This window comes from Acinetobacter sp. 742879 (assembly GCF_000588535.1).
Lineage (GTDB): Bacteria > Pseudomonadota > Gammaproteobacteria > Pseudomonadales > Moraxellaceae > Acinetobacter > Acinetobacter pittii.
On sequence record NZ_JFYC01000010.1, the window covers coordinates 1 to 15,275 of the forward strand.

Consider the following 15,275-nt stretch of genomic DNA (forward strand, 5'->3'; position numbering starts at 1 on the left):
TAATCGAAATAATTTTCATTGATTGATTGGTTTAAATTACTCGAAGTTTATTTGAGCGAAATTTAAGTCAGTAATTGATGAGCCAGAATTGGCACCTTGTCTTTAATAAGGTGCAAAATGATTTTAACTGAAGAGTTTGATCATGGCTCAGATTGAACGCTGGCGGCAGGCTTAACACATGCAAGTCGAGCGGAGAGAGGTAGCTTGCTACTGATCTTAGCGGCGGACGGGTGAGTAATGCTTAGGAATCTGCCTATTAGTGGGGGACAACATTTCGAAAGGAATGCTAATACCGCATACGTCCTACGGGAGAAAGCAGGGGATCTTCGGACCTTGCGCTAATAGATGAGCCTAAGTCGGATTAGCTAGTTGGTGGGGTAAAGGCCTACCAAGGCGACGATCTGTAGCGGGTCTGAGAGGATGATCCGCCACACTGGGACTGAGACACGGCCCAGACTCCTACGGGAGGCAGCAGTGGGGAATATTGGACAATGGGCGCAAGCCTGATCCAGCCATGCCGCGTGTGTGAAGAAGGCCTTATGGTTGTAAAGCACTTTAAGCGAGGAGGAGGCTACTTTAGTTAATACCTAGAGATAGTGGACGTTACTCGCAGAATAAGCACCGGCTAACTCTGTGCCAGCAGCCGCGGTAATACAGAGGGTGCAAGCGTTAATCGGATTTACTGGGCGTAAAGCGCGCGTAGGCGGCTAATTAAGTCAAATGTGAAATCCCCGAGCTTAACTTGGGAATTGCATTCGATACTGGTTAGCTAGAGTGTGGGAGAGGATGGTAGAATTCCAGGTGTAGCGGTGAAATGCGTAGAGATCTGGAGGAATACCGATGGCGAAGGCAGCCATCTGGCCTAACACTGACGCTGAGGTGCGAAAGCATGGGGAGCAAACAGGATTAGATACCCTGGTAGTCCATGCCGTAAACGATGTCTACTAGCCGTTGGGGCCTTTGAGGCTTTAGTGGCGCAGCTAACGCGATAAGTAGACCGCCTGGGGAGTACGGTCGCAAGACTAAAACTCAAATGAATTGACGGGGGCCCGCACAAGCGGTGGAGCATGTGGTTTAATTCGATGCAACGCGAAGAACCTTACCTGGCCTTGACATAGTAAGAACTTTCCAGAGATGGATTGGTGCCTTCGGGAACTTACATACAGGTGCTGCATGGCTGTCGTCAGCTCGTGTCGTGAGATGTTGGGTTAAGTCCCGCAACGAGCGCAACCCTTTTCCTTATTTGCCAGCGAGTAATGTCGGGAACTTTAAGGATACTGCCAGTGACAAACTGGAGGAAGGCGGGGACGACGTCAAGTCATCATGGCCCTTACGGCCAGGGCTACACACGTGCTACAATGGTCGGTACAAAGGGTTGCTACCTAGCGATAGGATGCTAATCTCAAAAAGCCGATCGTAGTCCGGATTGGAGTCTGCAACTCGACTCCATGAAGTCGGAATCGCTAGTAATCGCGGATCAGAATGCCGCGGTGAATACGTTCCCGGGCCTTGTACACACCGCCCGTCACACCATGGGAGTTTGTTGCACCAGAAGTAGCTAGCCTAACTGCAAAGAGGGCGGTTACCACGGTGTGGCCGATGACTGGGGTGAAGTCGTAACAAGGTAGCCGTAGGGGAACCTGCGGCTGGATCACCTCCTTAACGAAAGATTGACGATTGGTAAGAATCCACAACAAGTTGTTCTTCATAGATGTATCTGAGGGTCTGTAGCTCAGTTGGTTAGAGCACACGCTTGATAAGCGTGGGGTCACAAGTTCAAGTCTTGTCAGACCCACCATGACTTTGACTGGTTGAAGTTATAGATAAAAGATACATGACTGATGATGTAAGCTGGGGACTTAGCTTAGTTGGTAGAGCGCCTGCTTTGCACGCAGGAGGTCAGGAGTTCGACTCTCCTAGTCTCCACCAGAACTTAAGAGAAGTTCGGATTACAGAAATTAGTAAATAGAGATTTCGGTCTTGGTTTATTAACTTCTGTGATTTAAGTATCACGGTATTAAGCATGACCTGACGAAGGCATGTTTATTCATTAACAGATTGGCAAAATTGAGTCTGAAATAAATTGTTCACTCAAGAGTTTAGGTTAAGCAATTAATCTAGATGAATTGAGAACTAGCAAATTAACTGAATCAAGCGTTTTGGTATATGAATTTAGATTGAAGCTGTACAGTGTTTAAGTACACAGACAACAGATAGTAGCGATGAAGAATCGCACGGACAACACTCACTTGTAGGTGTTGACGACTGTTTGGGGTTGTATAGTCAAGTAATTAAGTGCATGTGGTGGATGCCTTGGCAGTCAGAGGCGATGAAAGACGTGATAGCCTGCGAAAAGCTCCGGGGAGGCGGCAAATATCCTTTGATCCGGAGATTTCTGAATGGGGGAACCCACCTACTTTAAGGTAGGTATTGCAACATGAATACATAGTGTTGCAAGGCGAACGAGGGGAAGTGAAACATCTCAGTACCCTTAGGAAAAGAAATCAATTGAGATTCCCTCAGTAGCGGCGAGCGAACGGGGATCAGCCCATTAAGTTATGTGTGTTTTAGTGGAACGCTCTGGGAAGTGCGAACGTAGAGGGTGATATTCCCGTACACGAAAGGGCACACATAATGATGACGAGTAGGGCGAGGCACGTGAAACCTTGTCTGAATATGGGGGGACCATCCTCCAAGGCTAAATACTCCTGACTGACCGATAGTGAACCAGTACCGTGAGGGAAAGGCGAAAAGAACCCCTGTGAGGGGAGTGAAATAGATCCTGAAACCGCATGCATACAAGCAGTGGGAGCACCTTCGTGGTGTGACTGCGTACCTTTTGTATAATGGGTCAGCGACTTATATTCAGTAGCGAGGTTAACCGTATAGGGGAGCCGTAGAGAAATCGAGTCTTAATAGGGCGTTTAGTTGCTGGGTATAGACCCGAAACCAGGCGATCTATCCATGAGCAGGTTGAAGGTTGGGTAACACTAACTGGAGGACCGAACCCACTGTCGTTGAAAAGCCAGGGGATGACTTGTGGATAGGGGTGAAAGGCTAATCAAGCCTGGTGATAGCTGGTTCTCCCCGAAAGCTATTTAGGTAGCGCCTCGGACGAATACCATAGGGGGTAGAGCACTGTTTCGGCTAGGGGGTCATCCCGACTTACCAAACCGATGCAAACTCCGAATACCTATGAGTACTATCCGGGAGACAGACTGCGGGTGCTAACGTCCGTAGTCAAGAGGAAAACAATCCAGACCGCCAGCTAAGGCCCCAAAATCATAGTTAAGTGGGAAACGATGTGGGAAGGCATAGACAGCTAGGAGGTTGGCTTAGAAGCAGCCACCCTTTAAAGAAAGCGTAATAGCTCACTAGTCGAGTCGGCCTGCGCGGAAGATGTAACGGGGCTAAAACTATGTGCCGAAGCTGCGGATTTGACATTAGTCAAGTGGTAGGGGAGCGTTCTGTAAGCCGATGAAGGTGTATTGAGAAGTATGCTGGAGGTATCAGAAGTGCGAATGCTGACGTGAGTAACGACAAAACGGGTGAAAAACCCGTTCGCCGAAAGACCAAGGGTTCCAGTCCAACGTTAATCGGGGCTGGGTGAGTCGACCCCTAAGGCGAGGCCGAAAGGCGTAGTCGATGGGAAATTGGTTAATATTCCAATACTTCTGTGTAATGCGATGAGAGGACGGAGAAGGTTAAGTCAGCCTGGCGTTGGTTGTCCAGGTGGAAGGATGTAGGTATGTATCTTAGGCAAATCCGGGGTACTCTATACTGAGATCCGATAGCAAGCTGTACTTGTACAGTGAAGTGGCTGATACCATGCTTCCAGGAAAAGTCTCTAAGCTTCAGTTACACAGGAATCGTACCCGAAACCGACACAGGTGGTCAGGTCGAGTAGACCAAGGCGCTTGAGAGAACTCTGCTGAAGGAACTAGGCAAAATGGTACCGTAACTTCGGGAGAAGGTACGCTGTTGTTGGTGATGGAACTTGCTTCCTGAGCTGACGACAGCCGCAGAAACCAGGCCGCTGCAACTGTTTATTAAAAACATAGCACTCTGCAAACACGAAAGTGGACGTATAGGGTGTGATGCCTGCCCGGTGCTGGAAGGTTAATTGATGGGGTTAGCGTAAGCGAAGCTCTTGATCGAAGCCCCAGTAAACGGCGGCCGTAACTATAACGGTCCTAAGGTAGCGAAATTCCTTGTCGGGTAAGTTCCGACCTGCACGAATGGCATAATGATGGCGGCGCTGTCTCCAGCAGAGGCTCAGTGAAATCGAAATCGCTGTGAAGATGCAGTGTACCCGCGGCTAGACGGAAAGACCCCGTGAACCTTTACTGCAGCTTGACACTGAACTTTGACCTTACTTGTGTAGGATAGGTGGGAGGCTTTGAAGTTGGAACGCTAGTTCCAATGGAGCCGTCCTTGAAATACCACCCTGGTAATGTTGAGGTTCTAACTCTGTCCCGTTATCCGGGACGAGGACCGTGTCTGGTGGGTAGTTTGACTGGGGCGGTCTCCTCCTAAAGAGTAACGGAGGAGTACGAAGGTGCGCTCAGCGTGGTCGGAAATCACGCGTAGAGTATAAAGGCAAAAGCGCGCTTAACTGCGAGACCCACAAGTCGAGCAGGTACGAAAGTAGGTCTTAGTGATCCGGTGGTTCTGTATGGAAGGGCCATCGCTCAACGGATAAAAGGTACTCTGGGGATAACAGGCTGATACCGCCCAAGAGTTCATATCGACGGCGGTGTTTGGCACCTCGATGTCGGCTCATCTCATCCTGGGGCTGAAGCAGGTCCCAAGGGTATGGCTGTTCGCCATTTAAAGAGGTACGCGAGCTGGGTTTAGAACGTCGTGAGACAGTTCGGTCCCTATCTACCGTGGGCGCTGGAAATTTGAGAGGATCTGCTCCTAGTACGAGAGGACCAGAGTGGACGAACCTCTGGTGTACCGGTTGTGACGCCAGTCGCATCGCCGGGTAGCTATGTTCGGAAGGGATAACCGCTGAAAGCATCTAAGCGGGAAGCCTACCTCAAGATAAGATTTCCCTAGGAATTTATTCCTCTAAAGAGCCGTTCGAGACTAGGACGTTGATAGGTTGGATGTGGAAGCATAGTGATATGTGAAGCTGACCAATACTAATTGCTCGTGAGGCTTGACTATACAACACCCAAGCAGTTGTATATGAAGCATCAATCGATTCATAAACATGCAAAGCAACTTGATTTAGTTAAACACTTAGCTAAAATGAACAACGAAAAATCAGACCAATCAGCCCATCTGTAAAGATTTGGAAAACGCAACGTATCACACAGTGAATAAAACGAAGCAAGTATCCATACCAGTTGTGCTGGCGACCATAGCAAGAGTGAACCACCTGATCCCTTCCCGAACTCAGAAGTGAAACCTCTTAGCGCTGATGGTAGTGTGGGGTTACCCATGTGAGAGTAAGTCATCGCCAGCTCATTATTCTAAACCCCCCCATTCTAATGAATGGGGGTGTTTTTTATTGCGGAATTTAATCTTTAATAAAAGATAGGTCCAAAATTAGATTTGTATTCTTGCTGTATTCTATGAATATAATGATGAACTCTATTATTTTTGGGTGCGTCCATGAAAATCAATTCTTTCTCTCCAATACCTGAAGATGATGAAGAGCTATCTTTACCTGCATTGATTTATTGGGCATCTCTAGGTGATATCGATCAAGTAAAAGAACTACTAATAGAGGGAGAAGATCCTAATCAGATAGATGATGAGGGATATAGTGCTCTACAAGCAGCTGCTGAAAATGATCATTTAGAGATAGTTCAACTCTTAATTGAAAAAGGTGCGCATGTCGCTTACAAAAGTGAATACACAGCATTAGAGCTTGCAGAAATGGCTGGTAATACTAATGTAGTGGAGTATTTAAAGAGTTTATAAAATTAAAGGCCTCTTTTGTTTAGAAAAGAGGCCTTTTGTTCAATTAAGACAAATGATATTTCTGTAGTTTCTCAAGAATGGATTGAAGACCTTTTACTTCAAACTCATTAGCTTCGAATTTTTCATCTTTATTACGTTTAAATATATCTCTTATCTCTATTACAGCATTCGGGTCAATAATACTTAAACTTGAGGTGACTTGACGTATTTGACTAATAGAACGAGAGCCATTTGTTGAACCATAGCCAATAAATGCAGCAGGTTTACCACCCCATTCCTTACCGACATAATCAAGTGCATTTTTTAAAGCTGGACTGTAACCATGGTTGTATTCTGGGCTAATAAAGATAAATGCATCTGCTTGAGCAATTTTGTCTGCCCATTCTTGTTGTTTAGGTTGATCATAAATCCCGGTAGCAGGTGGGTGAGAACCTGAAAATAACGGTAAATTCCATTCTTTTAAATCAATTACTTCTGTCTGAAAATCTTCTAGATTAAATGATGGAATTGTGGATTCTAGCCAGTTGGCAACTTTAATTGCTGTACGTCCTTCACGAACACTTCCTACGATAATATAGACCAGCATGTATTTTTCCTAAGAATTTTTATCTTTATAACTTAATTCATTATATAGGTAGGAGAGAATATAGAATTTGTAAGGATTCTTATGTCTCTAATAAAAATTGAATCATAAAAAAGCCCTCATTTAGAGGGCTTTTTTATTTACATTAGCTTAATGCCTTGTTGGCCTTCAGGAGTAACCTTGAATATTTCTACTTCAAAGGTAATGTTTTTCCCAGCTAACGGATGATTAAAATCAATTTCTGTAATGTCATCATTAACTGATTTTACTACACCGAATAAGGTGGTTTTTGCCTTATCTTCAAATTCGATCATGTGACCAGGAATAGGGCGTTGCTCAAACTTAACTGTATCGAAAGTTTGAACATTTTCTGGATTCCACGGACCAAAAGCATCTTCTGGTGGAAGGTGTACTGTACGGCGGTCACCTGCACGTAAACCGAATAATGCTTTTTCGAAACCTGGTAAAAGGTTTCCGTCACCAATAGTCAGACTAACTGGCTCTTCACGGCTACGTGTATTGTCAATTTCTACGCCATTTTCGATAGATACAGAAAAGTGTAGGTCGACTTTAGAGCCTTCTTGAATACGAATTTCTTCGTTAGGTTGAATAATTTCGGTCATATTATGCATCCGAATTTTGGTTACGTTGCTTTTCAAGGAAGAATGTATCAATGAGTAGCAAAATTGTACCTAGAGTGATGGCACTGTCCGCAATATTAAAAGCTGGAAAGTGATGATTTTGGTAGTAAACGTGAATGAAATCGACCACATAACCTAGGGTAATACGGTCAATTAAATTGCCTAAAGCTCCACCTAAAATTAAAGCGATGGCTACAGGTAGTACCACCATTTTTTTAGGCATACGCATTAACCAAAATACAAAAAGTACTGAAACTAAGCCCGCTAAAGATGTGAAGAAATAGCGCTGCCATCCTCCTGCATCAGATAAAAAGCTAAAAGCTGCGCCATAGTTATGTAACAGTGTCCAGTTTAAAAATGGAAGTACTGGTACAGGATCTGCATAGTTGAGATGTGTACTTGCAATCCATTTTGTCCATTGATCCAATACAATGGCAAGGACAGAAAGTCCAAGCCAAATCAGATTATGTGGATAAAACTGGAATAAGCCTTTTTTAGCTTGTGAATTAGGCATATTTTCTCACTTCGCCACGACCAGTGACGTTCACAATACAACGACCACATAAACCAGGATGATCGGCATGTGTATTTACATCTGGAAGAACGTGCCAGCAACGTGCACATTTTTCACCTTCAGCTGCAGATATTTGGACACGTAAGCCTTCCATTTCAGTTGCTTCACCTTGCTCAGCAAATGGATGTACTACTACTTGCGAAGTAATAAGAACAAAACGGAGTTCATCAGCCAGTTGGTTTAAAACTGTTTGTAATGATTCACTTGCCCAAAGTTCAACTTTGGCTGAAAGATTACTGCCGACAAGTTTAGCGTTACGCGCTGCTTCAATCTGTTTATTTACTGCAGATTTTACGCTAATCAATGTTTGCCAATCTTCTTCAGAAAGCAAGTTTGCTTTTGATGAAACAGGCAAGTCATACCATTCTGATGTAAATACATACTTTTCAGTTTGTTCTGGAATCAATGGCCAAGCTTCTTGAGCGGTAAAGCTTAGGATTGGGCTCATCCAACGAATAAATGCTTGGACAATATGATAAAGCGCTGTTTGAGCAGAACGACGTGCCTGAGAATCCGCTTTAGTGGTGTATTGGCGATCTTTAATAATGTCTAGGTAGAAACCACCTAAGTCATTAATACAGAAGCTCGTTAACGCACTACACACCACATGGAAGTTCATTTCTTCATAGGCAGTGATAATAGTTTGTTGTACTTCATTTGCACGCTGTAAGATGTATTGATCTAGAGCAATAAGGTCATCTACGTCCAAAGCATCAGTACTTGGTTTGAAACCATTTAGATTGGCAAGTAAGAAGCGTAGAGTATTACGAATACGACGATAGCTGTCACTTACACGGCTAAAGATTTCTTTCGATGCTGCGATTTCATAACGGTAGTCACTAGAAGCTACATATAGACGTAAACCATCGGCACCAAGCTGTTTGATGATTTCTTCAAGTGGGATATAGTTACCTAAAGATTTTGATAACTTACGACCATTTTCATCCACTGTAAAACCATGTGTTAACAAGGCCTTATATGGTGCACGATTGTGAATTGCCATAGACGTTAATAAAGAAGATTGGAACCAACCACGGTGTTGGTCTGATCCTTCTAAATATAAATCGGCAGGGCTTTCTAATTCATCACGTTGCTCAAGTACAGCGTAATGCGTTGTACCAGAGTCGAACCATACATCGAGTGTATCGCGAACAGCGTTATATTGTTCAGCATCTTCACCGATGAAGTCTTTTGCTTCACGTTTGAACCATGCTTCGATACCTTCTTCTTCGATCAGTTGAGCAACTTCTTCGATGAGTTCAGGTGTACGTGGGTGTAATTCGTTCGTGTCTTTATGAACGAAGAATGGAATTGGAACACCCCAAGTACGTTGACGTGAAATACACCAGTCCGGACGACCTTCGATCATTGATTCAATACGGTTTTTACCCCAGTTCGGTACAAACTCGATATCATTTTCAATAGCATTAAGCGCACCTTCACGTAACCCTTTTTGATCCATGCTAATGAACCATTGTGGTGTAGCACGGAAAATAATTGGAGTCTTATGGCGCCAGCAGTGTGGGTAGCTGTGTTTAATTGGTTGATGAGCCCATAAACGGCCTACAGCGCCCAAAGCTTCGATAATCTTTGGATTGGCTTTATAGATGTGTTCACCAGCATAGATTGGAGCAGTTGGGAGATAAACACCATTACCACCCACTGGGTTATCTACTTTAAGGTTGTATTGAAGACCTACTTTATAGTCGTCTGCACCATGGCCAGGTGCTGTATGTACGGCACCTGTACCGCTTGTTGCGATAACGTGTTCACCTAAAATAACCGGAACTTGACGATCAGTAAGTAGAGGGTGTTGTAAGGTAAGGTTTTCAAGAGCCGAACCTGTAAAATCAGCCAAAACGACTGGATTTTCAAGCTTGTAACGTTCAATCGCTGAAGCAACTAGGTCTTTAGCAAGAATAAAGTTTTGCTTACCGCGCTCAGTTGTCACTTGTACCAATTGATATTCAATTTCGGCATGCAACGCAACGGCTTGGTTAGCTGGTAATGTCCAAGGTGTAGTGGTCCAGATCACAATATCTGTTGGATCTTGAACTTCTACGTTTAAGCGGGCACTTAAATCTTTTAGATCGACAACGCCAAAACCAACATCAATTGCGTCAGATTTTTTATCTTCGTATTCGACTTCTGCTTCAGCAAGAGCTGAACCACAGTCCATACACCAGTTCACTGGCTTTAAGCCTGGCTGGATATGGCCATTTTTCTGGATGAGACCTAGAGCACGAACGATATCGGCTTCTTGTTTGTAATTCATGGTGAGATAAGGATTATCCCAATCACCTAAAATACCAAGACGTTTAAAGTCAGTACGCTGTAAATCAATTTGTTTTAGCGCATATTCACGGCAAAGTTTACGGAAAGTTGCTGCGTCAACTTTTTCGCCCACTTTACCCACTTTTTCTTCGACTTTTAGTTCGATTGGCAAACCGTGACAGTCCCAACCTGGAACATATGGTGCATCAAAACCTGAAAGCGTACGGCTTTTTACAATAACGTCTTTGAGTACTTTATTGACCGCGTGACCCAAGTGAATTGTACCGTTCGCATATGGAGGGCCATCATGCAAAATATATTTTTTCTTGCCAATACGCGATGCACGAATCTGCTGATAAATGTTGTCGGTATACCACTCTTCTAACCATTTCACTTCACGTACTGCCAAATTTGCTTTCATTGCAAATTGAGTATCCGGCAGGTTTAGCGTGGCTTTGTAGTCCACTGCATTCTCAGGAGTTTGCTTATCGCTCATGCAAGTTTTCTTCCAGTTTAATCAGCTTGGGAGCTGACATGTTTTACAATCAAAATTCGAATTAAAAAGGAAATTGTGTCGTGTCGTTACGATATTGTCGTAACTGTTGCACGTCATTATCAATTCCTGCCTTAAGTGCCTCAAGCGAAGGGTAGTTCAATTCACCATGAAGATAGTGAAGAAAAGTCACCCGCATAAATAAGCCATACAGATTAGCAGAAACATCAGGGAAATGTACTTCTAATCTCCATTCTGGATGTTCTTGCTGAATGGCGGGACGTGTACCGACATGACCTGCGCCATAGAGGCTATTTTCATGATATCCGGCAATTCCCGGTTTCTCTGGTGTTTCTTGGCGTACTTTTTCAGTGAGTGAAGTTGTTTCGCAAATGACTTCAACGCCATAAATACCGTTTAAACAAGGTTTGTGGCGGTTGAGACGAACATTAATGGTTGGAAAATCAAGAGTTCGTCCAATTTGGTCGCCATATTGGACACGTCCAGTAATACTGTACGGACGGCCTAATAATTTAGCTGCTAAAGCGAGATTACCCACTTGAAGTACTTGGCGAATACGGGTTGAACTTACGCGTTCACCTTCAAGTTCAATGGTATGTAAATTTGTGACTTGGAAGCCATAATCTTTTAAAAATTCACTGTTGCCTTGGCGGTCTTTACCGAAATGAAAGTCATCCCCTAAAACTAATGATTGGGCATTTAATTTATTTTTTAATAAATCTGCGAAGGCAGATGCGCTCATGCTACGAAAATGTTCATCAAATTTAGCAACCGCAATATAGTCAACGCCAAGCTCAGCTAGGTATTCAACTTTTTCCCGTAGTGAATTAATACGAGGAGGTGCATCATAACCTTTAAAGAACTCAAGAGGTTGTGGCTCAAAAATCATGACCAAAGTTTTTAAGCCTTGTGCTGCAGCAATTTTTTTGAGTTGAGCAATCATCGCTTGGTGGCCTAAATGGACACCATCAAAATTACCAATAGTCACCGCTGTTTGAGGTAACTGAAAATTGGGCGATAACGCATTGAGACGAAGCAGTTTCATGAACTTAAAATATGGCTATTTTTGCAAGGGCTATATATTGCCATAATCTCACAGATTCGTCTTGTTGTTGTGTTTTTACTCAGTTATTTTTCAAAATGAATATCTATATATTTAAAATACTGATGAATTAAATAAAAATAAATCAATTTTTCTTATTATTGGTTTGCTCTACTATGTCTTTATCCACTCTTTGATTAGAGAACTAAGATGAAAAAACCCTTTTATCAATTAAATCAAAGCAAAGATGTTATACGACATTTTACCCCAAATTGGTTTACAGCGACTATGGGTACTGGCGTGGGGAGTATGATTTTAATCCAGCTACCATTTGCTCAATCATTTTTATTCACACTAGCAACTTTGTTATGGCAATTTAATATTATTTTGTTCAGTGTTTTTTCAGTTCTTTATTTATTGCGGTGGTTTCTTTTCCCTCATGAAGCGAAGCAAATATTTAATCATCCAAATATGAGCTTGTTTTTAGGGGCTATCCCGATGGGGCTCGCAACGATATTAAATGGTTTTTTAAGCTTCGGTGTCGGGCTTTACGGTGAAGTGGCTATCCATATTGCTCAAGCTTTATGGTACATCGATGTCTTTTTAGCATTGGCCATTGCGTGGATCGTGCCATTTTGTATGTTTAGTCGTCAGAACCATCAGCTACATACGATGACTGCAATCTGGCTTTTACCTGTGGTTGCCTGTGAAGTAGCAGCAAGTTCTGCCGGCATGTTGGTTGCACATTTACCAGCAGATATGCATAGCTTTCATTTATTAATGGCTGGCTATGTACTTTGGGGAATCTCTGTTTTACCAGCATTCGCTATTCTGACAATTTTAATGCTGCGTATGGCTTTGCATCAGCTACCTGAAAAAGAAGTCGCTATTTCTAGCTGGCTCTCTTTAGGCCCGATTGGTACAGGTGCATTAGGTTTATTGTTATTAGGGCAGCAGGCACAAAGAGTGGCGCCAAACGTAGGATTTCACCAATTTGCGAATGTCTTTCAAGCTTTAGGAGTTGTAGGTAGTCTCGTGCTTTTAGGTTTTGGGTTATGGTGGCTTGGTCTTGCGATTTTAACAACGCTTCGTCACGCAAAGACAGGTATTCCATTTAACTTGGGCTGGTGGGGCTTAACCTTTCCATTAGGTGTATTTATTCTCGCACTATTTAATTTAGGACATCAGGTTGAAATTGTATTCTTACAATACGTTGCTGTCGCATTGAGTATTCTGTTATTGACGATGTGGGGCGTTGTAATGAAGAAAACGCTAGCAGGAGCATATAGTGGTCAACTGTTTTTTTCTCCATGCTTAATCGCTTTACAACAAAAAGTGCAGTAATGATGAAAAGGTGCAAAAAGCTTTTGCACCTGATTTATACTTATTTTCTAACTTATTTAATTTTGATTTGAGCTTTTTGAATGAACACTGATATTGCTTTAATTATGGCACTTCCTAATGAATCTAAAGGTTTGTTTGAACAGGCAGGTGTTGAAGTCCATTACAGTGGTATTGGTAAGATTAATGCTGCCTTTAAAGCATTTGAGGTTATTCAAAAAACTGGCTGTAAAACTTTAATTAATCTAGGTACAGCTGGAAGCTCTGCGTTTAATCGACATGATTTAGTCGAAGTAAAAACTTTTGTACAACGGGATATGGATGTTTCACCCCTAGGTTTTGAAGTAGGTGTAACGCCGTTAGATGATCATTTGGCGGCAGAGATTCATCTTCAATCACATTTTGCTGATTTGCCAAAAGCAGTATGTGGAACAGGTGATTCATTTGAAACAGGTCAGCCAAAAGTAGCTTGTGATGTGGTTGATATGGAAGGCTATGCTTTAGCTAAAGTGTGCCATAAGTTAGGTGTACGATTAATTTCTGTGAAGTATATTACTGATGGGGCAGATGACACTGCACATTTGGATTGGGAAGAAAATTTATTGTTAGGCGCTCAGAAACTCCTAGCTCTTTATCAAAACCATTTCTAAAAAAAGATCGGCAAATTTGCCGATCTTTTTTTGTTTTAACGAGGCAATACGCCGTATAGCATCATATGTACCGTATGCTCAATCGAACGCTGGAACATACTGCGGTTACGAAGCGTTTTACCGGTCACCATTTCCATTTGAGTTGCAAAATCTGCATAGTTTTGCGTAAGGCCCCAAATATTGAGTATTAATAACTCAGGGTCGATATCTGGGGAAATCTTTCCTTCTTCTTGCCAAGTCTGAATGACTTTAGCTTTGCGTTTAAATAGCTTTTTCAAAGGCCCTTTCAGTATAGGCAAAATATGTGGAGCGCCTTGAATAATTTCTAGTGCAAACAATCTAGATGCTTTCGGTTGGCTACGAGACAGTTCGATTTTTTGAATTAAATAGTGAGATAAGGCTTCGGCTGGTTCTAATTCAGCTTCTAAAGTTTGTAAGGGGGCCAACCATTTTTGTAAAACGGTTGTGAGCACTTCTACATATAAAGACTCTTTATTTTCATAGTAATAGAAAATATTCGACTTATGCATGTCGGCGAGTTGGGCAATTTCATCCAGACTTGCGCCACTAAACCCATAGACTGAAAATACGTCAAGGGCGGCAGCAAGAAGCTGATTGCGCTTTTGGGTACTCTTTTTTTGTTCCATCTGCTGCATAATTAAAAAAATAATATTCCCATTGTAAGGGAAATTGTTTGATTTGTGCACAGGTGTCTTGCTTTTTTAATCAAAAAACGGCTACTTATTTGTGTAATAGATATACTATTGTGCAAAAAATAGAGAGATTCACTAGTTTATTGTTATTCTTAAAAATATTTTTTAAATTTCGCCCTAAAAAAGAGCAATAAAACAGCAGTTTTATTGCTCGTAAATTGGGCATTTTTCGGTTGAACAGTTCTCATTACTCATCGCAACCTTAAGTTGCCAAAACCGCATCGAGTACTTGTTGCTCAAGTTGAGCAAAAGTAATGCTCTTTTTACGCGGGCGTGGCAAATTAACTTGGAAACTTTGAGCAATCTTGCCCTTATCTAATAAGATAATACGGTCAGCTAATTGCACTGCTTCACTCACATCGTGTGTGACCAAAATTGCAGTAAAGCCTTGCTCCTTCCACAAGCGCTCAATCAAGCTTTGCATCTCAAGCCGAGTTAGAGCATCTAATGCACCCAAAGGTTCGTCTAGCAACAATATGCGTGGAGTATGTGATAGTGCACGGGCTAGGGCTGTACGCTGACGTTGACCACCTGAGAGCTGGGAAGGCCATTGTCCCGCTTTTTCTTTTAAACCTACTTTTTCTAATAATTCTTCTGCCAAAGCATGTTGTGATTTTGGTAGCCCAAGTTGAACATTTTGAAGAATATTTCTCCAAGGAAGTAAACGAGGATCTTGGAACATTACTCGAATATCATCGTTCGTAATGCCTTCACGTAAATGTCGGGCAGATTTAAATTTGATTTCCCCAAAGCTGGCTTTTTCAAGTTGAGCAATTAAACGGAGTAACGTACTTTTGCCACAACCACTTCGGCCAACAATTGCTAAAAACTCACCCGGCTGGATGTGTAGGTCAAGATCTTCGAGGACCTTTACCTCACCATAAAATTTATAAAGTTGCTCAATCAGAATCTCTGCTCCTAATACAGGTTCTTGAGATTCTGTTGGTTCTTCCGGAATGAGCTGCACTTCATTCTGATTAATATTTAAATTCAGATTTGTCATGTTCTA

General features: G+C 42.6%; 10 protein-coding genes, 2 tRNA genes and 3 rRNA genes. 8 read left to right on the forward strand and 7 right to left on the reverse strand.

Annotation, left to right across the window (positions count from 1 at the left end; translation table 11 throughout):
• Window positions 1–124: 124 nt before the first annotated feature.
• The 6 genes from J690_RS16720 (at window position 125) to J690_RS16745 (ending at window position 5,934) form a co-directional block, all read left to right on the forward strand.
• Window positions 125–1,662, forward strand: a 16S ribosomal RNA gene (locus tag J690_RS16720).
• A gap of 59 nt (window positions 1,663–1,721) precedes the next feature.
• Window positions 1,722–1,798, forward strand: a tRNA-Ile gene (locus J690_RS16725).
• 55 nt (window positions 1,799–1,853) lie between these two features.
• Window positions 1,854–1,929 (forward strand) — tRNA-Ala (locus tag J690_RS16730).
• A 352-nt stretch (window positions 1,930–2,281) separates the two neighbouring features.
• Window positions 2,282–5,172, forward strand: a 23S ribosomal RNA gene (locus J690_RS16735).
• Window positions 5,173–5,358: 186 nt separating this feature from the next.
• Window positions 5,359–5,473 (forward strand): 5S ribosomal RNA (gene rrf / locus J690_RS16740).
• The 16S, 23S and 5S rRNA genes sit together here with 2 tRNA genes alongside, the layout of an rRNA operon.
• A gap of 149 nt (window positions 5,474–5,622) precedes the next feature.
• Window positions 5,623–5,934 (forward strand): ankyrin repeat domain-containing protein, encoded by a 312-nt coding sequence (locus J690_RS16745; RefSeq protein ID WP_032037053.1) that lies wholly within the window; start codon window positions 5,623–5,625, stop codon window positions 5,932–5,934.
• 43 nt (window positions 5,935–5,977) lie between these two features.
• Here the strand turns inward: J690_RS16745 and J690_RS16750 are convergent, their stop codons facing one another.
• From J690_RS16750 to ribF, 5 genes are all read right to left on the reverse strand, one after another.
• Window positions 5,978–6,520, reverse strand: coding sequence for an NADPH-dependent FMN reductase (locus J690_RS16750; protein ID WP_032037055.1), 543 nt, complete (start codon window positions 6,518–6,520; stop codon window positions 5,978–5,980).
• Between the two features lie 137 nt (window positions 6,521–6,657).
• Complete coding sequence (locus tag J690_RS16755) at window positions 6,658–7,140, reverse strand: FKBP-type peptidyl-prolyl cis-trans isomerase (protein ID WP_016142606.1); 483 nt, start codon at window positions 7,138–7,140, stop codon at window positions 6,658–6,660.
• A gap of 1 nt (window position 7,141) precedes the next feature.
• Window positions 7,142–7,672, reverse strand: a complete 531-nt coding sequence (gene lspA / locus J690_RS16760) for a signal peptidase II (RefSeq protein WP_005804840.1) — start codon at window positions 7,670–7,672, stop codon at window positions 7,142–7,144.
• On the reverse strand, window positions 7,665–10,502 hold the full coding sequence (gene ileS / locus J690_RS16765) for an isoleucine--tRNA ligase (RefSeq protein WP_014208022.1): 2,838 nt from the start codon (window positions 10,500–10,502) through the stop codon (window positions 7,665–7,667). The genes lspA and ileS overlap by 8 nt, the downstream gene beginning before the upstream one ends.
• A gap of 61 nt (window positions 10,503–10,563) precedes the next feature.
• Complete coding sequence (ribF, locus tag J690_RS16770; RefSeq protein WP_032012561.1) at window positions 10,564–11,565, reverse strand: bifunctional riboflavin kinase/FAD synthetase; 1,002 nt, start codon at window positions 11,563–11,565, stop codon at window positions 10,564–10,566.
• A 207-nt stretch (window positions 11,566–11,772) separates the two neighbouring features.
• Here ribF and J690_RS16775 point away from each other — a divergent pair, with 207 nt between their 5' ends.
• Entirely contained in the window at window positions 11,773–12,906 is a 1,134-nt protein-coding gene (locus J690_RS16775; RefSeq protein WP_032037056.1) for a TDT family transporter, read from the forward strand.
• 80 nt (window positions 12,907–12,986) lie between these two features.
• Window positions 12,987–13,553: a 5'-methylthioadenosine/S-adenosylhomocysteine nucleosidase family protein gene (locus tag J690_RS16780; protein WP_032015174.1), complete on the forward strand. Its 567-nt coding sequence runs from the start codon at window positions 12,987–12,989 to the stop codon at window positions 13,551–13,553.
• Between the two features lie 35 nt (window positions 13,554–13,588).
• On the opposite strand, the gene J690_RS16785 is transcribed toward J690_RS16780, so the two are convergent.
• A complete protein-coding gene (locus J690_RS16785; protein WP_005071782.1) occupies window positions 13,589–14,209 on the reverse strand; it encodes a TetR/AcrR family transcriptional regulator in 621 nt (206 codons plus the stop codon).
• Window positions 14,210–14,468: 259 nt separating this feature from the next.
• Complete coding sequence (locus tag J690_RS16790; RefSeq protein ID WP_032037058.1) at window positions 14,469–15,269, reverse strand: ABC transporter ATP-binding protein; 801 nt, start codon at window positions 15,267–15,269, stop codon at window positions 14,469–14,471.
• Window positions 15,270–15,275: the final 6 nt, after the last annotated feature.